Below are 21,218 nucleotides of genomic sequence, written 5' to 3'. Positions count from 1 at the left end.
CATTTGTAGCATCCCCGCGGCTCTCTTACCCGGAGACGCACCTGGGAAGGACCTTACCGTGTCCGGCGCTCATCTGGGTACCGCAGGTGATATCCGCGCGTCTCACGCGGCGCGGGGTTGACAGCGCCGAGGCGATGTCCGATTCTCACGCGTGCGAGGACGCGGCTGGCCCGGGCTCCCCGTGGCGTCGGGCGTCCGCTGGCTTGTGTAAGTCACCGCCGATCGTGCACAATCGTCATCGTGATTGAGAACATCCTCTCCCAGGTTCCCTTCCCCGTGTGGCTCGCGATCTTCTTCGTGGCGCTCGCGCTGGTGTCGAACAGGATCAAGACGGCGATCAATCGTTCGAAGGGAGCCGCGCCCGCGCCTCAAGACGTGCGCAAGGCGGGGCAGGAAAGCGAGTGGAATGACCTCAACGAGCATCACACGCCGCACCTGCGCGGGACTCGCTCCTCGATGACGACGGACCCGACGGCGCGCCTGCTCGCCCCGTCCTTCCCCTACGCGCTGTGCAACGGAGACACGCTCAACGTGTTGAGCGTGTCCGACCCCGCGGCCACGAAGGAGATGCTCAAGCGAGACTGGGACATCACGGATAGGAAGCAGCTGCTGCGCCAGCTCTACTCGCTCCTGCGCGACGGTCATCGCGAGGACTTCGCGTTTTTGCGCAAGCGCTGCGCCAATCAGTCGTGGGCCGAGGCCGAGATCTCCCGCCTGCGCAAGACCGCGGACGTGTCGACGCAGGACTGGGAGAGGCTCTGGCAGATCCACCGATTCCAGGCCAACGACCGCGGCCTGCAATCCCTGGAGTTCGCCGCGTGGGATTTCATCCGCGCCGCCAACCTGACCCGCGCGGGCGCGTCCGCCGGGTGGCTCAGCGAGGACGAGGCCTTCGACACCCTCGCGGCTATCAACCGCGCCCTCCAGTCCTACTATTCGTCGTGGGACGAGACCTGGGAGGCATTCCGCACCACCCGTTGGCTGTGGGCCGCCGAAGGGCAGGCGCGGGAGGCCGCCAACGACCTGCACGATCGCAACCGCGGCGAGTTCCTGCTGGGCAAGAATGGCGTGTGGACAGCCATCCCGTGGGACGCCCCCTACCCCGCTCCCCGCTTCCTCCTGCTGGACGCCCTCGGAGAGATCGGCGCCCTGCGCCTCCTCTCCTCAGCCAACTGGGAGGATGCCTCGGCCTGGGAGAGGGATCTCGACACGCAGGCACGCACCCGTGCCCCCATGTCCATCGGCGGCAAGCCGATCGTCAACTAACGCACGCTCACCCCTCGTCCGTATTCTCCTGCGGCCACGAAGTGACGGATCTGGGGAAACCGGACGTACAATGAAGCGTCAGTCCTGGTACGCGAATCGCACGGTCCAGTAGGAAGTCTGGACGATGCCCCGCATCCGTCGCTGCCCAGCGCAGAATCCGGCGTCATCAGGTCCACTTTGGTGTACCTGGAGACACATGATGAAGACGGAGTCCACACTGTATTTCGACGGCCGCTTTTGGGTGGTCGTCATTGAGCGCCACGAGGCGGGCCGCGTCCAGGCGGTTCGGATCGTGTTTGGCACGCAGCCCTCGGATGCGGAACTGTATGAGTTTTTCCTCGCCCACGCCAGCGCGCTCACACGCCGGCTCGATGAGGCGGCCGTTGTTTCTGCCGACCTCGAGCGCCGCACCAAGCGCCCCAATCCCAAGCGCGCGCAGCGCCAAGCGTCCCGCCTCGCCCACCGGGGGCGCCCATCGACCGCTTCGCAAGCGGCAATCCACGCAGACCGCGAGCGCTCGGCGCAGCGCCGAGCCGCGGACGCCAAGCAGAAGAAACGGGAGGCGGCAGATGCCAAGTACCGACTCGAACGTGAGAAGGCAAAAGCACGACACCGGGGTCACTAGCGGCCGTCCCATCCCCGCGCGGTAGCCTTCCCCCGTACCCCGACGGGGACTCCACTGACGCCACGTCATTTCCACGGAAGAGAGCACTATGAGCTACGACTACGTTCTTCACGTGTCAGATGTCGCCCGCTGGCCCGCGGCGCTGTCGAACCTCGGCAACCTCGCGCAGCTCGGCCTGGCTCACGGGATTGCCGTCATCGTGAACGGCACTGGAGTCTACGCGCTCCAGGGCGCGAACGACTGGACTGCGCAGATGGAGGCGGCGGCCCACGCTGGCGTGGACTTCTTCGCCTGCGCCAGGTCGCTGGCCAACCACGAGTTCGTCGAAGGCACGCTGCCCGAGTGGCTGGGGCAAGTGCCCGCCGCCATCCCCGCGATCCGCGAGTGGACGAAGGACGGGGCCACGTACATCAAGCCGTGAAGGCTCGAAATCCCAGGATTCTCCAGGCTTCCTTCGCCCATTCCCCAAGGTTGGCATCCTACAGTAACTGTTGTCAGACAAAAGGGAGGCGGGAATCCCGCACAGACCACCGAAGGAGCCAGGTAACGCCACCAACAGCGCGGTGATAACGCAGGAGCACTCGCCCAACCAGACGAAGGAGTCATGTGGAAGTAGTTCACTGATGTTCACGGGGCGGGGAGGAGGCTTGAGCCTCCTCCCCGCCCTTCCCAGTGCAAACGCCCATGACGACTCCCCGGGAGGCGGCGGCTTCGCGGCCTCCCGACGGACTCCGCCCCACGAATGAGCCGTTCCCGGTACAATGGGCCCATGGACTCCTGACACGACGCCCCGACCTCGTCCCTCCTTCCCCAGGTGCGCCATGTCCACGATTGTCTTTTCCCACGTCTCTTTTTCCTACGGCGCTACGCCCGTTCTCGACAACGTCTCCTTCACGTGTGGGCCCGCCGACCGGCTCGTCGTCGTCGGCCCGAACGGGATCGGCAAGTCAACGCTGCTGGTCCTCGCGGCGGGCCGACTCCAGCCGGACTCCGGAACGATCGCCAGCCCGACGCTCCCCGCGACCCAGCTAGCCCTCCCAATTCATCGTTCCGCAACCACGCGGCCAGCACCGGGAACCCCTCTGACGTCTCGCTCTCCTCTCGCGGGCGACGGGGAGGCCCGCACCGTCGCACACCTCATCGATGCCGCCACGTCGGGCACCCGTGGGCTGGCGGCGCGCTTCGACTTCCTCACCGAGCGCCTCGCCCAGGGCCCCTCTCCGCGCGACGAAGCGGAGTACGACCGCGTCCTAGCGGCGATGATCGCGCGGGACGCGTGGACCATCGACACGCGCCTCGAACAGACCCTGGAGGCCCTCGCCCTGGGAGGCCTCGACCGCTCCCGACCCCTCGCATCCCTCTCCCCGGGGCAGCGCGCCCGCCTGCGCCTGGCCCTCATCCTCGTCGATCGACCGGAGGCGCTCGTCCTGGACGAACCGACGAACCACCTGGACGCTGACGGGCGCGAGCACCTGGCGCGCACGATCGATGACTGGCAGGGGCCGGTGCTCATGACCAGCCACGACCGGGCCTTCATTGAGCGCACGGCGACGGCGCTGCTCGACCTGGATCCGACGCCGTGGCGGGCGCTGGCGATCTCCGAGGGAGAGCCCGCGGGCTTCGGGGCGTACAGGGTGGGCGGATCCTACTCGGACTACCTGCGCGACAAGGCCGCCGCACGCTCGCGGCACGTCGCCATCTACGCGGAGCAGCAGGCAATGAAACGTCGACTCGCTGCCCACCAGCGGGATTCGGCGGTGGTGGGGCATGCGCGCTTCAAGCCCCGCACGGAGACGAGGATGGCGCAAAAGTACTACGCCGACCGCGCCCAGGCCACCTCGACGCGGCGCATCAACGACGACTCCCGGAGGCTGACGGTCCTCGCGGCCCGCGAAGTCCCCAAGCCCCGCTACGACGAGTTGGCGTTCTCCTTCCCCCACGCCAGCTGGACCACCACGGGTGGGACACCTTCACACCCAGGCGCAACGGGCATCGCGTTGTCCGTCCGCGGCGCGTCGGTGGAGGGACGTCTCGCGCCGACCTCCTTCGAGGCGCGCTACGGCGAGCATCTCCTCGTCGCGGGTCCCAACGGGTCGGGCAAGACCACCCTGCTGGAGTGGATCGCACGCGGGGCCCCCGGCGGGGCGCACGGAAGCATCGACGCCGCCCCCGGGGTCGTTTTCGTGCCCCAGGTGCTCCCCCGGCCCGGCGACCCCCTGATCCCCGAGGACGCGTGGCACCTGGGCATCGGGGAGGCAGGAAGGGGATTCGTCCCCCCGGCGGCGTGGAGGAGGCCGCTCGGCGAGCTCTCCGCGGGAAACCAGCGCAGGGCGCAGCTGGCGTGGGCGGCGCGCGCCAACCCCCATGTCCTCGTGATCGACGAGCCCACCAACTACCTGGACCTGGACGCCCTGGAGTCCCTCGAAGAGTCAATGCGCGAGTGGGAGGGAACCCTGGTTATCTCCACTCACGACGAGTGGCTGATCACCCGATGGTGGGGCCGCATCCACCAGTTGGAGGGGACGCGAGGGCAGTGAGGGCGTCCGCCGCCTCGCGGGCAAGCCGACGGGGTAGCACGGGTGCGGCTGCTCAGAACGTCAGGAATCCCCAGCGGATCAGGTCGCGCAGGGGCGCCTCAACCTCCTCGCGCACCTGCTGCTCCTGAGCGCCGGTCAGCGTCGCGACGGCCGCCACGATCTGGCCGACCGTGAGTTCCCCGTCGGAGGCTCCAACGACGGCGGACACGGCCGAGGAGACGGGCACGGAACGGCCCAGTCCCGCGCCCTGGTGGAGGATCAGCAGCTCCGGATCGGGGCTTCCCGGCACGTAGTGGCGCTCCTCGCGCACGTCGGACGCGCGCGTGAGCGCGCTGTCCCACAGCTGCGGGGCGCGCAGGGAGGCCAGCGCCCAGCTCACGTCGGCCCCGCGGGGCACGCGCCCGTCAAGCGACAGGTCGTAGGCTCGCCTGCCCCCCGAGGCGGCCTCGGCCTCGTCGAGCCGACGAAGCGCGACGAACCCCATGCCGATCGCTCCCGTGCCCGCGCGACGGAAATCGGCCAGCCACGAGGTGAAGGCCCGCTCGTAGTCGGCGCGATCCATGAGTTGACCGCCCGAGTCGCGGATCCACATGTCGACGTATCTGGCCGGGTCCAGCACGTCGCGCTGGACGATCCAGGCGTCGACCGGTAGCCCCTCGAGCCACTCGTCGACGCGACCGGACCACTGCGTGTCCGGGTCACGATCGCCCGGAATCTCCCAATTGGCGAGCATCTGCAGGGTGCCGCCCCGCGCCATGCAGGCCGGCGCCTCGCGCAGGACCGCGCGCACGAGGTTGTCGCGGTCCATGCCCCCGTCGCGGTATTCGAACAGCCCCGCGGCGCCGCGCACCGAGTCCGGCGTGATCACGAACGGCGGGTTCGTGACGATCAGGTCGAAGGTTTCGCCCTCGACGGGTTCGAAGAGGGAGCCCTCGCGCACGTCGATGGTGGCCTCGTTGAGGGCCGCGTTGAACTGGGTGAGCGCGCACGCCCGCGCCGACAGGTCGGTCGCGACGACGCGGTTCGCGTGAGTCGCGAGGTACAGGGCCTGGATGCCGCAGCCGCAGCCAACGTCCAGCGCCGATTCGACGCTCTCGCGCACCGTCATCTCCAGCAGCGTCAGCGTCGCCCCGCCGATTCCGAGCACGTGGTCGTCGCACAGCGGCTTGCCGGTCTGCACCTCCGACAGGTCCGAGGCCACCCACCACTCGTGGTCCCCATCCGGCGTCGTGGCGGCGTGCGGGCGCAGGTCGAAGAGGGCGCGCATCCACGGGTCGGACGCCTCGACGCTGCCGGGGGCCTCGCCGCTGGGGTCGGTCATGGCCGGAACGGTGGTGGCGGGCCTGGCCGTGGCCTCCTGCGCTCCCACGCGCTTGGCGCACAACCGGGGAAGAGCCAGGATGGCGTCGGCCTCGTCAATGGCGGCGGCCAGGCCGAGGGCCTCCAGGCCCAGGGCGCCGAGGGAGGGCAGGGCCTGGTCGAGGGCGGAGGCGCGCGCGGGCACACCGAGGATGAAGAAGCGCGTGAGGGTCGCCGCGGGGTCTTCCTGCTCGGCGAGTTCGACGAGGGCGGGCAGGCGGGAGTCGCGCATGAGCGCGTCCAGCGCCGCCGCACTGAGCACGGTCTGCAGGTGCTCAACGCTCCAGCGGGAGGCGATCGCGTCGGCGCGAAGCTTGCCGATCAGGTCGCGGTCGAGGGCGGGGACGGGTACGGAGGTCGTCATGACTCAAGCGTATCCCCGCGCGTACAATGCGCGGGTACCCAACGAGGCGCCCCACGCGAGGCCCATAGGAGGAAAGCTCATGTCCGGAGGACTTGTCGCCCTGCTCGACGATATCGCAACCCTCGCGAAGGCCACGGCCTCATCCATCGACGATGTCGCCTCGAGCGCGGTGAAGGCTTCCTCGAAGGCAGTCGGCGTCGTCATTGACGACACGGCCGTCACCCCGCAGTACGTGTCGGGGCTCAGTCCGGCTCGCGAGCTGCCGATCATCGCGAAGATCGCGCGCGGTTCCCTCATCAACAAGCTCGTCATCATTCTGCCCGTCGCGCTGGCCCTGACCTGGCTCGCTCCCCAGGTCCTGCCCGTCCTCCTGGTCGCGGGCGGCGCGTACCTGTGCTTCGAGGGCGGGGAGAAGGTCCTGGAGAAGCTCGGGTGGCTGCCTTCCCATCACGGGGACCACGACGATGAGGAGACCGCGAGAGCGGAGGATGCGGAAAAGCAGATCGTGGCCTCGGCGACGCGCACGGACCTGATCCTCAGCGCGGAGATCATGCTGGTGTCGATGGCGAGGCTGGCGGGAGAGTCGGGCGTGCGGCGCGTCGCGGTGCTGATCGGGGTAGCCTTCTTCATGACGTTCTTCGTCTACGGCCTGGTTGCTCTGCTGGTGAAGGCCGATGATTTCGGTGTCAAGCTGGCGCGCGGGGCCCTGGAACCGGCGGATAATCGTCCCGGCCCGGTGGACAACGTCGGGCGTTCGATCGTGCGCGTCATGCCGCATGTTTTCAACGTCATCGGGATCGTCGGCACGGTCGCCATGCTGTGGGTCGGCGGTCACCTGGTCATCGAGAACCTCTCCCAGGTCGGGCTTTCCGTGTTCCACCACCTGTTGGAGGGTGCGGTCCACGCGGTTTCGCCTCTGGGCGCGGCGACGTCGTGGGTGGTGGAAACCGCGTTGTCCGGCGTGTTCGGCCTCGCCCTGGGCGCCGTTCTCGCGTGGCTCGTCGTTGGCGTGGCCGCGGCCGTGAGCGCCATGCGAGGTCGGCACGCACAGGGGTGATTCCGGAGGCGCGGGTGGTCCTCGGCGTGGCCATGCGCGGGGTTGCCGGCGCGGGTGATTCCGACGGTGCGGGTGCCCCTCGGCCTCGTCCATGCGCGGGGTTGCCGACCTCGTCCATGAGTACTCTCACGCGGGAGGTTGTCGCCAACCTCTTCGCAACACGGGACCTAAGTACTACCCTAGGGAGTAGCAGACATTCGCTGACGACCCACTGAAGGAGCATCATGACCGCCTACACCCTGCCGGATCTGCCCTACGACTACTCCGCTCTTGAGCCCCACATTTCCGGGCGCATCATGGAGCTGCACCACGACAAGCACCACGCCGCCTACGTGGCCGGCGCGAACGCGGCGCTGGACAAGCTGGCCGCGGCGCGCGAGGCTGGCGATTTTGCCGCCATCAACCTGTGGGAGAAGAACCTGTCCTTCAACCTGGGTGGCCACACGAACCACTCGATCTTTTGGACGAACATGACCGGCGACGGCGCGTCCCGTCCCGAGGGTGAGCTCGCCGCCGCTATCAGCGAGTTCTTCGGTTCCTTCGAGTCCTTCCAGGCACAGTTCGCAGCCGCCGCCCTGGGGTTGCAGGGTTCCGGCTGGGCAGTGCTCGCATGGGACACGATTTCCAAGCGCCTGGTGACCTTCCAGCTGACCGACCAGCAGGGCAACATCCCAGTGGCGACCGTCCCGCTGCTCATGATTGACATGTGGGAGCACGCGTTCTACCTGGACTACCTCAACGTCAAGGCCGACTACGTCAAGGCCTGGTGGAACCTGGTCAACTGGGAGAACGTTGCATCTCGCTTCCACGGCGCTCGCCTGTCTTCCGGCCTGGTGAACGCTTACGCGGGCCTGACGGACCTGGGTTCGCAGGCTCTCGAGACCGTCAAGGGTTGGTGGAAGAACTGATCGCTTGATCGAAGGGGCGGGACCGTCGAGGTCCCGCCCCTTTTGCGTGCGCGCGGCATGGCGGGTCAGCCCGATGTCACGGGCGGCGGGGCGCGAGGGGCTTGCCCCGGGGTGCGGGGGGCTTGCCCCGGGGTGCGGGGGCGGGCGGGCAAGTGCCGGGACGGGGGCGGGGGACCCCCGCTGAAACCCAGACCACCCCCGCTTCGCCAAAACTCCCCATCTCAGGCCCCATGGAACAGGCACGGGAGGCCCAGGTTTCACACACGCACCCCACTGAAACCCAGACCACCCCCGCTGCAGGGCACGCGCCGCCTGAAGGGCAACTTCGGAAGGCACGGGCGCCTCCGGTTTCACACCCACGCCCCCGCTGAAACCCAGACCACCCCCGCTTCGCCAAAACTCCCCATCTCAGGCGCCATGAAACAGGCACGGGAGGCCCAGGTTTCACACACGCCCACAACAACCCACACAGGGGCGGCCCAGGTTTCACACACTCGCCCCCACTGAAACCCAAACCACCCCTGCTTCACACCCCGCACGCCCCCGCTGAAACCCAGGCCACCCCTGCTTCGCCAAAACTCCCCATATCAGGCGCCATGGAACAGGCACGGGAGGCCCGGGTTTCACGCACGCCCACAACAACCCACACAGGGGCGGCCCAGGTTTCACACACGCGCCCCTGGTTCTCTTCTACTCACGCGAAGCCCCGGGCATCCGCGGGCAACACAACAAGACCGCCCGACCCCATCGGGGTCGGGCGGTCAGTGGCGGTAGCGCTGGGATTTGAACCCAGGGTGGCTGTGACACCACACAGCATTTCGAGTGCTGCACCTTCGGCCGCTCGGACACGCTACCTTACCCGTCTACTCTACTACAGCCACCCCCTGGGAACGCAAATCGGCCACGCACGCTGGGAGCAGAGCCACATTCGAGCGCCCCCTCCAGCCACGGTCAAACACCCACGCTTCCCGCTCACCAGCGACGGTCGGGATACCCCATGTCCGCCGCCCCCGAGCACCCCCGCTCCCCCATCCGGACTCCCGCTCGACGCAGGTGGACGTGGCGCGCCGCAGGACGGCGGACCGGGCCAGCTCGCGGGGCCACTCACCACGAAAACTCCGCGCGCAGGGGCAAGGTACAGGCGCATCGAGGATGACACCGGTCAGGCCCACGTGGCCTCCGCGCAGGAGCACAGCCTGACAGGCGTCACGGGGCCTGCCGGTGATTGAACGTCGCCCCCGCGCGCAGGAGCACGGCCGCGGAGCTTGCGCCCCGCACCCCGGATCACGGCACGTCGCCCCCGCGCACAGGGGCACGGCAAACTCGGCCAGCTCGCGGGGTCGCCTCGGCCAGCTCGCGGGGCCACTCACGACGTGACCCCCGCACACCGGGGCGACGGCGAGGCAAGGTTTCTCCCTTGAACCCTCGCGTCACGCAGGTGATGGACTACCCTGTCAGGGAACGTACTCAATGCAGTGAAAGGACATGTCGTGTCTGCGCCTCACGCGGCCAAGCAAACGTCACTCAAAGAACTCACCCTGCGCGGCATCATCATTGGTGGCGTTATCACGCTGGTCTTCACGGCGGCGAACGTGTACTTGGGCCTGAAGGTCGGCCTGACGTTCGCGACCTCCATTCCGGCCGCCGTTATCTCGATGGCGATTCTGCGTTTCTGGAGTGATCACACCGTTCAGGAGAACAACATCGTCCAGACGATCGCGTCTGCGGCGGGAACCCTCTCCGCGGTCATCTTCGTTCTGCCGGGCCTGGTGATTGTGGGCTGGTGGAATGGCTTCCCCTACTGGGAGACGATGTTCGTGTGTGCGGTCGGTGGCGCGCTGGGCGTCATGTATTCGATTCCGCTGCGTCGCGCCCTCGTGACCGGCTCTGATCTGCCCTATCCCGAGGGTGTGGCCGGCGCTGAGATCCTCAAGGTCGGGGATGCGAAGGATTCGGGCGAGGACAACAAGCGCGGTCTGATGGCGATCACGTGGGGCGCGATCGCGTCGGCGGCGATGACGTTGCTCGGTTACCTCAAGGTCACCGCCTCCGAGGTGGGCGCGGCATTCAGGATCGGTTCGACGGGGACGATGATTTCGACGTCGCTGTCGCTGGCCCTGATCGGCGTGGGGCACCTGGTTGGCATGACGGTTGGCGTCGCGATGCTCATCGGCATGCTCGTGTCCTACGGTGTCCTGCTTCCTCTCTACGCTAATGGCGCTCTTGACGGGGCCGAGGATCTCACCGACGCACTGTCCGCCGTCTTCAAGAGCGATGTTCGCTTCATCGGCGCGGGCGTCATGGCGATCGCGGCCGTGTGGACGCTCGTGAAGATCATGGGGCCGATCGCTCGCGGGATTTCCGAGTCGCTGCGGGCCTCGCGCAGGGCGAAGACCAGCGGGCAGGGGCTTGAGCGCACGGAGCAGGACATTCCCGGCACGTGGGTGATCGTCTCGATCGTGGCCGCGATGATCCCGATTGCTGGCCTGCTGTGGTGGTTCATGCGCGGCACGCAGATTGAACACAACACCGCGCTCCTGATCGCCGTGTCCGTCCTCTTCATTCTCCTTGCTGGCCTTCTGGTCGCGGCCGTGTGCGGGTACATGGCGGGTCTGATCGGTTCGTCGAACTCGCCGGTGTCGGGCGTGGGGCTCCTCGTTGTCGTCGTGACGGCGGTCGTCGTTCTCGCGGTTCATGGGCGCGGGGCGAGCCTGGAGGAGAACACGGCGCTGATCGCGTACACGCTGTTCACGTCGGCCATCGTGTTTTGTATCGCCACGATCGCCAACGATAACCTGCAGGACCTGAAGACGGGTCAGCTGGTGGGCGCTACGCCGTGGAAGCAGCAGGTCGCGCTGGTCATCGGCGTGGTTTTCGGCGCGCTGATCATTCCGCCGGTGCTGCAGCTGATGCAGAACTCCTTCGGATTCCAGGGTGCGCCGGGCGCGGGTCCGGATGCTCTGGCGGCCCCGCAGGCTTCGCTGATTTCGTCGCTGGCGAAGGGGGTCCTGGGTGGGGGCATCGACTGGAAGCTCCTCGGGATCGGCGCGGTGATCGGCGTTGTCGTCATCGTCATCGACGAGGCCTTGCGTCCCGCGTCGAAGGGCAAGTTGGCCCTGCCTCCCCTGGCGGTCGGCATGGGCATCTACCTTCCGGCGTCGCTCACGATCCTGATTCCGATCGGCGGCCTGGCGGGCTTCCTGTACAACAGGTGGGCGTCCAAGCAGGCGGACCCGGAGCGCGCGAAGCGGTTCGGGACTCTGGCGGCGACGGGCCTGATCGTGGGCGAGTCCCTGTTCGGAGTCGTCTACGCGGGCATCGCGGGGGCGACGGGTTCGGATTCGCCGCTGGCGTTGCCTTTCATCGGCGAGGGTTTCTCCCCGATCGCAAACGTGGCGGGCATCGTGTTTTTCGCGGGTTCGGCGTGGCTGCTGTACGGTTTCACCCGCAAGATCACGCGCGAGGCGGATCGCGAGTCCGCCTCGAAGTGACCCGCTGAGCGCCTCGCTCGTTTCGCTGAGGACCCCGGCTTCGTCGACAGGGACGAGGCCGGGGTTCCTTCCGATTCGAGGCCGGGGATGCGTCGTGTCGCGAGAGCGAGGTCGGCGCCGGGCACACGCGTTAGGGTGCGCGAGGCCCCGGGCAGCGCGAAGCCTGGAGGACGCGAAGCCTGGAGGACGCGAGGCCCGGGTCGAGGACCGTTTTATGCCCACAAGCGTGGACATAAGTCCCACAATGTGATCATCCTCCCTTTGGATATCCGGCCTATTGCGCACGTCAACACACATTTGCATCATCTTTAGCCACATTTACTCTTTCGTGACCAACAAATAAATGCTACTTTTATCGCATGAACCACATCCTGGAACCGGACGTCGCGTGGCTGCGGGACCCAGGAGCGTCGGTGAACCACCTCCGGGTTCACTCGACGTGGAGGTCACGTCGGCCGATCCAGATGCTCTCCAGCACCTGGCAGGTCAGTAGCGCGATCGGCACTGCCGCCGAGCTCATTGAGCGCGCCCCCACCCAGCGAAACTTCGGGGCCACCTCCGTGCCCGGCATCCTGGAGTTGGACGGCTCCTGGCCCTCTCAGAACGAGCGTTCACCCGATGCCGCAGCCCGGGATGAGCACGCCGAGAGCCGGGTCCGCGCCTCGATCCTGCGCCGCGAGTTCTCCCTCGACGCCCCGCTCAAGGAAGCAAGCGAGCGCGGATGGATGATGACCCTGACCTTCGGCGGTTTCTCGGGGCCGCTGTACGCGTGGGTCGATGGCTCCTTCGTCGGCTTCTGTCCGGATGGTTTCATTCCTGCGGCCTTCGACGTGACCGACGCCCTGGAGCCGACGCACACGCACGCGATTAGCGTGCTCCTGCTGGAATCTCCCGCGTGCTGCCACGGCCTGTTCCGGGAAGTGTCGCTGGAGGCACGGCCCCCCTCCCACCTCGTGGATGTCTTTCCGATGGCCTCCCACGACGGGGCATCGGGAAGCCTGCGGCTGGAGATCGAGGCGACGGGGGGTGGGCGTCTGCGCGCCGCCCTGCTCGGCGAGGCTCACCAGGAGGAGATGTGGTCCGCTCGCGGCGTTCCCGACGCGCCCATCGTGGCTCAGGGACTCGACGTGATCCCGTGGAGCGCGGAAGAGCCCGCCCTGTACACGCTGGTGGTGACGCTGAGCGCCGAGGACGGCACCGAGGACACCATCGCCCTGCAGGTGGGCTTCCGGGGTCTTGAGACCTCGCCACAGAACGTTCGCCTGGGTGGACGCCCCCTGGTGCTGCGGGGGGTGCGCCGCAACGAGTGCCACCCCCGCACGGGTTTGGCGGTCGGGCTGCCCGAGATGCTGGAGGACATCGTGTGGTGCAAGCGCCACGGGGTCAACGCCATCGAGATCTCGGACGCGCCCGTGCACGCCCGTTTCTACGAGCTCGCGGACGAGTACGGCCTCTACATCATCGACCGTCCCTCCGCGCTGCACCGGTCGGGCGAGGCCTGCGCCGAGGCGGTCGAAGCCGCGATTCGTCGGGATCGCGCCCACCCGAGCGTGATCGCCTGGTCGCTTGGCGACAGCGGGCAGGAGGAGCTCGCGCGTTCCTTGGATCCGACGAGGCCGCTGATGAGCGCAAGCGGCTTCCCGGAGCTGGAGAAGATCCGCGGCGAGGAGCTGCACTACGCTCCCGTGTCGGTGGCCCCCTCCTACTCGGGGGTGACCGTGCGCAATCACATGACCTTCACCTCGACGGGTGACCTAGAGTTCCTGTGCCGCACCGTCGAGGACGGGCACGCGACGTGGGAGTACCCGGCGTTCCTGGATGTCGCGCCCGGCGAGACGGCTTTCCTCCCCGTGGAGTGGCCGGCCTCGGGCGTGCGCGAGGTGTCGGTGCGACTGTCCTACGGCACGGGGTGGGCTCCGGCGGGCTTCGAGATCGGGCGAGGCTTCATGCCTGCCCCGCCTCAGGGGCTTCGCTAGGCCAGCGCAGAGCGCGGTGCGCCGACGCGGGGGCGGTTCGCCTTGGCGAGTTCGTCGGCGTCTCCGGCGGCCACTGCGCCGACGCGGGCGGCCACTGCGAACTGTCCCCCGCGCCACCGCCTCGACGGGTCTTAGCGGAACGCGCTTGAGGAAACTTAGCGGAACGCGGCCCTCCTGCGGGGGACGGTGGGCATTCCGAGCATGACCGCTCCCGAGCCGCCGGGCGGCTCCTCCGCGTCCACGAGGTGCAGGACCTCGCCGTCGCGCGCGTCGGGGGATTGCAGGGCGGTGGCCAGCATCAGCTTGATGCGGTTGAGCTGGTTGACTTCCGAGGCTCCCGGGTCGTAGTCGACGGCCACGATGTTGGCCTCGGGGTACCGGGTGCGCAGCGCGCGGAACATGCCCTTGCCGACGACGTGGTTGGGCAGGCACGCGAAGGGCTGGGCGCAGATGATGTTGGGACACCCGTGTTCGATCATGTCCACCATCTCGGCGGTCAGGTACCAGCCCTCGCCGGCCTGGTTGCCGAGCCGAGCGATGTCCTGGGATCGGGAGATCATCTCCTCGATGGGCCGGTGCGGCTCGAACTTGCCGTTCGTGGCGGCGAAGGCGCGGTGCACGGGTTTCTCGTACTTCTTGAGCGCCCACAGGACGATCGGCATGATGTAGCGCTGCTTGCCGTCGATGCCGAGGTTTTCCTTGTCCCACGCGGCGGTCGCGACGGAGTTGTGGAAGAACTGCATGAGGCCGGGCAACTCCGCCTCGCAGCCCTCGGCCTCGATGACGTCGACGGCGTGGTTGTTGGCGTCGGGGTGGAACTTCACCAGGATCTCGCCGACGAGGCCGACGCGCGGCTTGCGGGGGATGTCGCGCAGGGGCAGGGCGTCGAAGGCGCGCACGCACTCGCGGATGATCTTTGAGTAAGAGGTGCGCCCTCCCAGGGCGGCAACCCGCCCGGTGGTGATCCACTCCTGGACGTAGCCGTCCCACGTGCGGTACAGCTCCATCGCGGCCCCGGGGCGCTCCTCGTAGGGGCGCACGCGCAGGAGCATCGACTGGATGGCGTCCCCAATGACGAAGGCCTGGATGGCCTTGTGGATCTGGGCGGCACCCAGGCGGAAGCCCGGGTTGTCTTCGATTCCCTGCACCGACAGCGCGATGACGGGCACCTGCGGGTACCCGGCGTCGCGCAGCCCCTTGCGCAGGAGTGCCGCGTAGTTGGTGGCGCGGCACATGCCGCCCGTCTGGGTGATCCCGACAGCGGTGCGGTCGGGGTCGGCGCGCCCCGAGATGAACTCTTCGAGGAGCTGACCGATGACGACGATCGCGGGGTAGCACGAGTCGTTGTTGACGTACTTGAGGCCCACCTCCATGGAGGCGCGCGTCGTGTGTTCCAGGACCCGCACTTTCAGGCCCGCGCTCGCGAAGAGGGGGGTGAGGAAGCGGAAGTGGATCGGCGACATCTGGGGGGCGAGGATCTCGTACCCGGCCTCGCGCATCTCCTCGGTGAAGACGGCGCGCGGATGGATGTGGCGGGCCTCCTCTTCGCGGGCGGCGTCCCCCGAGGGGTCGCGCAGGGCGGCGGTGTCGACGGCGCCGGAGACGAGGCCGACCGACGAGGCGGGGGCCAGTTCCTCTCCTCGCGTTCCCGTTGCCGCCTCCTCGTCGGAGTCGGCGGTGAGCGAGGCGCGCTCGGTGATGGCAGCGTCGAGGGAGCGCAGGCGAATCTTGGCGGCGCCCAGGTTGGAGACCTCGTCGATCTTGAGGACGGTGTGCACGTCACCGCGCCCTTCGAGGATCTCCTGGACCTGGTCGGCGGTGATGGCGTCAACGCCGCAGCCGAAGGAGTTGAGCTGGACCATCGCGAGGTCGGGTTCATCGCCGACGCGGGCGGCGGCCTCGTAGAGGCGCGAGTGGTAGGACCACTGGTCGACGACACGCAGGGGGCGTTCGAGGCGGGCGTCGATGATGCTGTCTTCGGTGAGGACGGCCATTCCGAGGCCGACGATGACCTCGGGGATCCCGTGGTTGATCTCGGGATCCAGGTGGTAGGGGCGCCCCGCCAGCACGATTCCACGCACACCGTTTTCGCGCATCCACTCGATGGTTTCGACGCCCTTGGCCCGGATTTCGGCCTTGACGGCGGCGTCTTCCTCCCACGCCTTGTCGAGGGCGGCCTTCATTTCGTCGACGGGGATGTCGTAGCCGTATTCCTTGAAGGTCTTGGACAGGTGGGCGGGAAGGTAGTCGCGGTTGCCGAAGTTGATGAAGGGGCTGATGAAGCGCACGCCCGGTTCGGCGAGCCGCTCCATGTTGTTGCGGATGACCTCGGGGTAGGTGGCGACGATGGGGCAGTTGAAGGAGTTGTCGGACTCGGTGAGCTTTTGTTCGAAGTCGACGCACGGGTAGAAGATCGTGGTGATGCCCTTGTCGAGCAGGGATTCGATGTGCCCGTGGACGAGCTTGGCGGGGTAGCACACGTTCTCCGAGGGGATGGACTCCATGCCGGTCTCGAAGAGGTCGTGGTTGGAGCGCCCGGAGATCATGACGCGGAAGCCCAGGGCGGTGAGCATCGTGAACCAGAACGGGTAGTTTTCGTACATGCCGAGCACGCGCGGCACGCCGATGTCGCCCCGGAAAGCTTTCTTTTCGGTGAGCCGCCGATACCCGAAGATCCGCTTGTACTTCCAGTCGTAGAGGTTGGGCAGGTCGGACTTCTTGGGCACGCGCTCCAGGGAGGCGCCGCGCTCGCAGCGGTTGCCCGAGACGTGGCGCTCGCCGTTGGAGAACGTCGAGATCGTCATCTGGCAGTGGTTCTGGCACAGGCGGCACGTCTTGCGGGTGGTCTCCACGCTGAAGTCCTCGAGGGCCTCGACGGTGGCCAGGGACGAGGTCCCCTCCCCGGTGTCGTGCATGCGCGCGGTGAGGGCCGCGCCGTAGGCTCCCATGAGTCCGGCGATGTCGGGGCGCACCACTTCTCGCCCGGTGAGGAGCTCGAAGGCGCGCAGGACGGAGTCGTTGAGGAAGGTGCCGCCCTGGACGACGACCTTCTCCCCCAGGTCGGAGGGGTCCTTGAGTTTGATGACCTTGTAGAGGGCGTTGCGCACGACGGAGTAGGACAGGCCTGCGCTGATGTCGCGCACGTCCGCCCCTTCCTTCTGCGCCTGCTTGACGGAGGAGTTCATGAAGACCGTGCACCGGGTGCCCAAGTCGACGGGCGAGGCGGATTCCATGGCCATGCGGGCGAAGGAACGCACGTCGGTGCCCATCGTCTGCGCGAAGGTCTGCAGGAAGGATCCGCAGCCCGACGAGCAGGCTTCGTTGACGGAGATGGAGTCCACGGCGTGGTCGCGGATGCGCAGGTACTTCATGTCCTGGCCTCCGATGTCGATGACGGAGGTGACGCCGGGGCAGATGAACTCGGCGGCCCGGTAGTGGGCCATCGTCTCGATCTCGCCCTCGTCCAGGGTGAGGGCGGACTTCACCAGGCCCTCGCCGTATCCCGTGGAGCAGGAGCGCCCGATCTCGCAGCCCTGCGGCAGCGCGCCGCGCACCGCGCGCACGATGTCGACGGCGGCGGCGACGGGGTCGCCCTCGTTGGAGGCGTAGTGGGTGAAGACGATACGGTCGCACGAGTCAATGACGACGGCCTTGATCGTGGTCGAGCCCGCGTCGATGCCGAGCCAGCAGCGCCCCTGGGCCTCGTCGAGGCTGGCCTTGGGGATGACGTCGAGGCTGTGGCGGGCCATGAACTCGTCGCGGTCTTCGGGGGAGGCAAAGAGCGGGTCCATGCGCGGGGATTCGACCTGGACGGGGGCGGCGGCGAGGCGCTTCATGAGCGCCGAGAGCCGCTCTCCGCCCGCGTCGATGGGGGTGGCGCCGGCCTCCTCGGCCTGGCGTTGCCTCTTGGCAGCCTCCTTGTCGGCCAGCAGGGCGGCACCGATCGCGACGTAAAGCTGGGCGTCGTCGGGGGTGACGAAGGCGTCGGCCTTGGGCAGGAGGGTCTTGTAGGCCTCGCGCAGGGCGGGCAGGAAGTGCAGGGGTCCGCCCAGGAACATGACGGTGCCTCGGATCGGGCGCCCGCACGCCAGGCCTGCGATGGTCTGGGTGGCGACGGCGTTGAAGATGGAGGCGGCCAGGTCCTCGTGGGCGGCGCCCTGGTTGATGAGGGGCTGGATGTCGGACTTGGCGAAGACGCCGCAGCGCGAGGCGATCGGGTAGAGCTGGGTGTGGCGGGTGGCCAGCTCGCCCAGGCCGGCCGCGTCGGTGTGCAGGAGCGTGGCCATCTGGTCGATGAAGGCGCCCGTTCCTCCCGCGCAGGTGCCGTTCATGCGCTGCTCGGGGGTGGGGTGCAGGTAGGTGAGCTTGGCGTCCTCGCCGCCCAGCTCGATGACGACATCGACCTCGGGGTGGAGGCGCTGGGTGGCCTCGGTGCCAGCGATAACCTCCTGGACGAAGGGGATGCCCATGGCGCGTGCCGTCGTCAGGCCACCGGATCCGGTGATGGCCGCATGGACGCGGATGCCGGGCAGGGAGCGCTCGACGTCAGCGAGGAGTGCCCCCAGGGATGCGCGCACGTCGGCGTTGTGGCGCCGGTAGTCGGAGAACATGCGGCGGTTTCCGTCCAGGACGACGGCTTTGACCGTCGTGGAGCCGACGTCGATTCCGAGCTGATAGGGACGTGGAGCGTCTGGGCGCTGCGTTGTCATGGGGACCTCCTGGGATCAACCCACAACATAGAACCCTGATGGTGGCGCGTCAAAGCTCCACCGGGGAGGCTCGGCGACATGCTGTTAAACGGGCATTGTCCCGCCGATATGTCGATGGCCGCATGTCGGCGGGAAAAAGGGTGTGAGGAGCACCGAGCAGGAATTACAACATATGAAGCGTTTCGAAAATCAACCCGGTGGTAGCGGGGCGCGTTGTGGGCGGCACTTCGGGGGGTGCTCCGGGGGGCGTGCTCCGGGGCCGCGCTCCGGGGGGCGCACGTTAACCCACCTAGTGGCGGCCTCGGCCCACCTATGCGCACGTTAACCCACCTGGTGGTGGCCTCGGCCCACCTATGCGCACGTTAACCCACCTAGTGGCGGCTGGGCACAGTGGCCCAGGCTCCACTAGCAGGGCCCAGCTGCGCATCAATGGGTTAACCCTGCCACCTCGAGGGCCCCACCGCCACAAGCCACCGCAAGCCGACGCCAGCATCCTCGCAATCTGCGACGGTGCCCAACAAACGGCGACGCGCTCCGGGGGCGTGCCCCGGGGGGGGCGCACGTTAACCCACCTGGTGGTGGCCTCGGCCCACCTACGCGCACGTTAACCCACCTAGTGGCGGCTGGGCACGGTGACCCAGGCTCCACTAGCAGGGCCCAGCTGCGCATTGATGGGTTAACCCCACCACCTCGAGGGCCCAGATGCCGCAAGCCTGCACCATCGGCCTCGCAATCTGCGCCGAAACCCAAGCAAACAGACGGGCGCGCCGAGTCACCTACGAGCCGCGATGCGGATCGCGCGCACCTGGGTCGCTTTGACGCTGGCCCAGAGAGGGTCGCCGAGGCCCGCGCCCAGTTCGGCCCACGCCGAGGCTGTGATCCGGGCGGTCACGCAGACCCCCTCCGCGAGCGCGATGCCGACGCCGACCAGGGAGCCAGCGATGTCGATCCGGGTGACGCGACCGGGCAGGACGCTGCGGGGCGAGGCGTGGGACTCCTCGCGTGCCAGGGCGACGGCCTCGGGAGGAAAGATCAGGGCGAGGCGCTCACCCAGTCCAACGCCCCCAGCGGACCCGGAGCCTTCCCGACCATTCGTAACCGCGCCGGGCGCGGTGCCCGGGATACCCGCAGCGTCGGCTCCCCTTTCTTCGGGCGCAACGTCCGCAGCCCACAGCATCCCCTCGCCGACGCGCACGCCGACCAGTCCCGGACGTTGAACAACGGAACCGGTGACGATGTTGAGGCCGGCGAGGCGCGCGGCGAACACCGAGGAGGGCGAGGCGAGGATGCGCGCGGGTTCCCCTTCCTCGACGACGCGGCCGTCCCCCATGACGATCATGTGCGAGGCCAGGGCCAGGACCTCGGTGATGTCGTGGGAGACGAGGAGGGTGGTGATGCCCGATTGGCTCAGGCGTTCACGTAGGACGGCAGAGACCTGGGCGGTGGCCTCCACGTCGAGGGCGGCGGTGGGTTCGTCGAGGATGAGCACGTCGGGCCGGAAGGCGAGGGCTCGGGCGATGGCGACGCGGGCGGCCTGCCCCCCGGAGAGGTCGGACGCGCGCCTGTGAGCGAGGTCGGCGATGCCGACGGCCCGCAGCTGATCGATGGCGGCGGCCCTGGCCTGGGCGCGTCCGACGCCGCGCACCCGCAGTGGGAAGGCGACGTTGGCAGCCACGCTCATGTGCGTGAAGATGCGGGGCGCCTGGGAGACCATGGCGACGCCGCGTCGTCGCGCGGGCACGAAGGTGGTGGCGTCGTCAACGGCGCGCTCCCCGATCCGCGCGGATCCCGAGTCGAGGCGCAGAGTTCCGGCCACGACCTGGGCGAGGGTAGACTTTCCTGCGCCGTTGTGGCCGACCACGGCGGTGACGACGCCCGCCTCCAGGCTGACCTGCGCCTCCCAGCCGCGCTGGGCGATCGTTCCGGCGACGCGCACGGGCACGGGTTCGCTCGGGGCGTCCTCGGCGGCCGAGGCTTCCTCGCCGGAGGCGGGTGCCTGCTCACGCGGTGCGCGATCGGGGGCGAGGGCCTCCCGAGAGGGCGCCCGATCGTCCGGTCCCTCGGCGCCGTCGTCCTCTGCCCGCCTCGTCGCCGCGCGCAGAAGGGAGGCCGCGCGCAGGAGGGAGGCGGCGCGTCCCCAGGGGGTTTCGGTGAGCGCGACGACGAGGACCGCGACGGCGAGCAGGACGACGCCGAGCGCGAGGGCGAGGTCCGCGTCGGATTCTCGGGCGAGGTAGATCTGCAGGGGCATCGTGCGGGTGACTCCCTGCATGGACCCCGCGAAGGTGAGGGTGGCTCCGAACTCTCCGAGGCATCGGGCCAGCGCCAGCGCGGTGCCGCGTCCGAGGCCGGGCAGGACGGTGGGGAGGGTGATCTGCCAGAAGACGCGCGTGGGGGATGCGCCCAGGGAGGAGGCCATCTCCTCGAGCCCCGGCTCGCGGGCGCGGAGGGCGGATTCGAGGGTGACGATGAGGAAGGGAAGGGACACGAAGACCTGGGCGATGACGACGGCGGTCGTCGTGAAGGCGATGTCGAGGCCGGCACCGCTCAGGAGCGCGCCGAGCGTGGAGCGTCTGCCGAAGGCGGCGAGCAGCGCGATGCCGGCGACGACGGGTGGGAGGGAGAGGGGCAGTGCGACGAGGATGCGGGCGGCGCGCACGCCTCGCCACGAGCGCGACAGGAGGAGGGCGGCGGGCACGCCGAGGATCAGGTCGGCCCCGAGGGCAAGGAGGCAGGTGCGCAGGGAGAGGGCCAGGGCGGAGGCCGCCTGATCGGTGGAGAGCGTGGAACCCAGGGAGCCCCAGTCGACGCGCCCGAGGATGAAGAGGAGGGGCAGGGCCAGGAAGAGGAGGGCGAGCGCGCCGAGGCCCCCCGCCCAGATGGGAAGGGGGCTCACGGCGGGGGTGCGGCGCGCGCTCACGCGTCG

The 21,218-nt window shown here is 68.5% G+C and carries 11 protein-coding genes and 1 tRNA gene; 8 read left to right on the top strand and 4 right to left on the bottom strand.

Translation table 11 applies throughout. The features are described 5' to 3' along the window. Nucleotides 1–240: 240 nt before the first annotated feature. The 4 genes from NQK35_RS09535 to NQK35_RS09520 all read left to right on the top strand — a co-directional run bounded on the left by NQK35_RS09535 (nt 241) and on the right by NQK35_RS09520 (nt 4,428). Nucleotides 241–1,266, top strand: coding sequence for a DUF1266 domain-containing protein (locus NQK35_RS09535; protein ID WP_257114027.1), 1,026 nt, complete (start codon nt 241–243; stop codon nt 1,264–1,266). 196 nt (nt 1,267–1,462) lie between these two features. Then, entirely contained in the window at nt 1,463–1,891 is a 429-nt protein-coding gene (locus tag NQK35_RS09530; RefSeq protein WP_257114026.1) for a YjdF family protein, read from the top strand. Between the two features lie 88 nt (nt 1,892–1,979). Continuing rightward, nucleotides 1,980–2,312: a DsrE family protein gene (locus NQK35_RS09525; RefSeq protein ID WP_257114025.1), complete on the top strand. Its 333-nt coding sequence runs from the start codon at nt 1,980–1,982 to the stop codon at nt 2,310–2,312. A gap of 400 nt (nt 2,313–2,712) precedes the next feature. Next, nucleotides 2,713–4,428: an ATP-binding cassette domain-containing protein gene (locus tag NQK35_RS09520; RefSeq protein WP_257114024.1), complete on the top strand. Its 1,716-nt coding sequence runs from the start codon at nt 2,713–2,715 to the stop codon at nt 4,426–4,428. Nucleotides 4,429–4,480: 52 nt separating this feature from the next. Here NQK35_RS09520 and NQK35_RS09515 read toward each other — a convergent pair whose 3' ends face one another. After that, on the bottom strand, nt 4,481–6,151 hold the full coding sequence (locus NQK35_RS09515) for a methyltransferase (RefSeq protein WP_257114023.1): 1,671 nt from the start codon (nt 6,149–6,151) through the stop codon (nt 4,481–4,483). Nucleotides 6,152–6,230: 79 nt separating this feature from the next. Here NQK35_RS09515 and NQK35_RS09510 point away from each other — a divergent pair, with 79 nt between their 5' ends. Both NQK35_RS09510 and NQK35_RS09505 read left to right on the top strand, forming a co-directional pair. Further along, on the top strand, nt 6,231–7,208 hold the full coding sequence (locus NQK35_RS09510; protein ID WP_257114022.1) for a DUF808 domain-containing protein: 978 nt from the start codon (nt 6,231–6,233) through the stop codon (nt 7,206–7,208). A 224-nt stretch (nt 7,209–7,432) separates the two neighbouring features. Continuing rightward, nucleotides 7,433–8,116 carry a superoxide dismutase gene (locus tag NQK35_RS09505; protein ID WP_257114021.1) on the top strand — a complete coding sequence of 228 codons (684 nt, stop codon included), beginning with the start codon at nt 7,433–7,435 and terminating at the stop codon, nt 8,114–8,116. A 765-nt stretch (nt 8,117–8,881) separates the two neighbouring features. Here NQK35_RS09505 and NQK35_RS09500 read toward each other — a convergent pair. Continuing rightward, a tRNA-Ser gene (locus tag NQK35_RS09500) sits at nt 8,882–8,971 on the bottom strand. 635 nt (nt 8,972–9,606) lie between these two features. Here NQK35_RS09500 and NQK35_RS09495 point away from each other — a divergent pair. Continuing rightward, complete coding sequence (locus NQK35_RS09495; protein ID WP_257114020.1) at nt 9,607–11,607, top strand: OPT family oligopeptide transporter; 2,001 nt, start codon at nt 9,607–9,609, stop codon at nt 11,605–11,607. A 359-nt stretch (nt 11,608–11,966) separates the two neighbouring features. Then, on the top strand, nt 11,967–13,583 hold the full coding sequence (locus tag NQK35_RS09490) for a glycoside hydrolase family 2 TIM barrel-domain containing protein (protein WP_257114018.1): 1,617 nt from the start codon (nt 11,967–11,969) through the stop codon (nt 13,581–13,583). A gap of 155 nt (nt 13,584–13,738) precedes the next feature. On the opposite strand, the gene NQK35_RS09485 is transcribed toward NQK35_RS09490, so the two are convergent. Together NQK35_RS09485 and NQK35_RS09480 are read right to left on the bottom strand one after the other, a co-directional pair. Next, entirely contained in the window at nt 13,739–18,292 is a 4,554-nt protein-coding gene (locus NQK35_RS09485; RefSeq protein ID WP_257114016.1) for an acyl-CoA dehydratase activase-related protein, read from the bottom strand. Nucleotides 18,293–19,064: 772 nt separating this feature from the next. Then, entirely contained in the window at nt 19,065–21,212 is a 2,148-nt protein-coding gene (locus NQK35_RS09480) for an ABC transporter permease (protein ID WP_257114015.1), read from the bottom strand. Nucleotides 21,213–21,218: the final 6 nt, after the last annotated feature.

It is taken from the genome of Schaalia odontolytica, from assembly GCF_024584435.1.
Lineage (GTDB): Bacteria > Actinomycetota > Actinomycetes > Actinomycetales > Actinomycetaceae > Pauljensenia.
The sequence above is the reverse complement of the archived record's forward strand: the minus strand, read 5'-3'. Positions and strand labels throughout refer to the sequence as shown.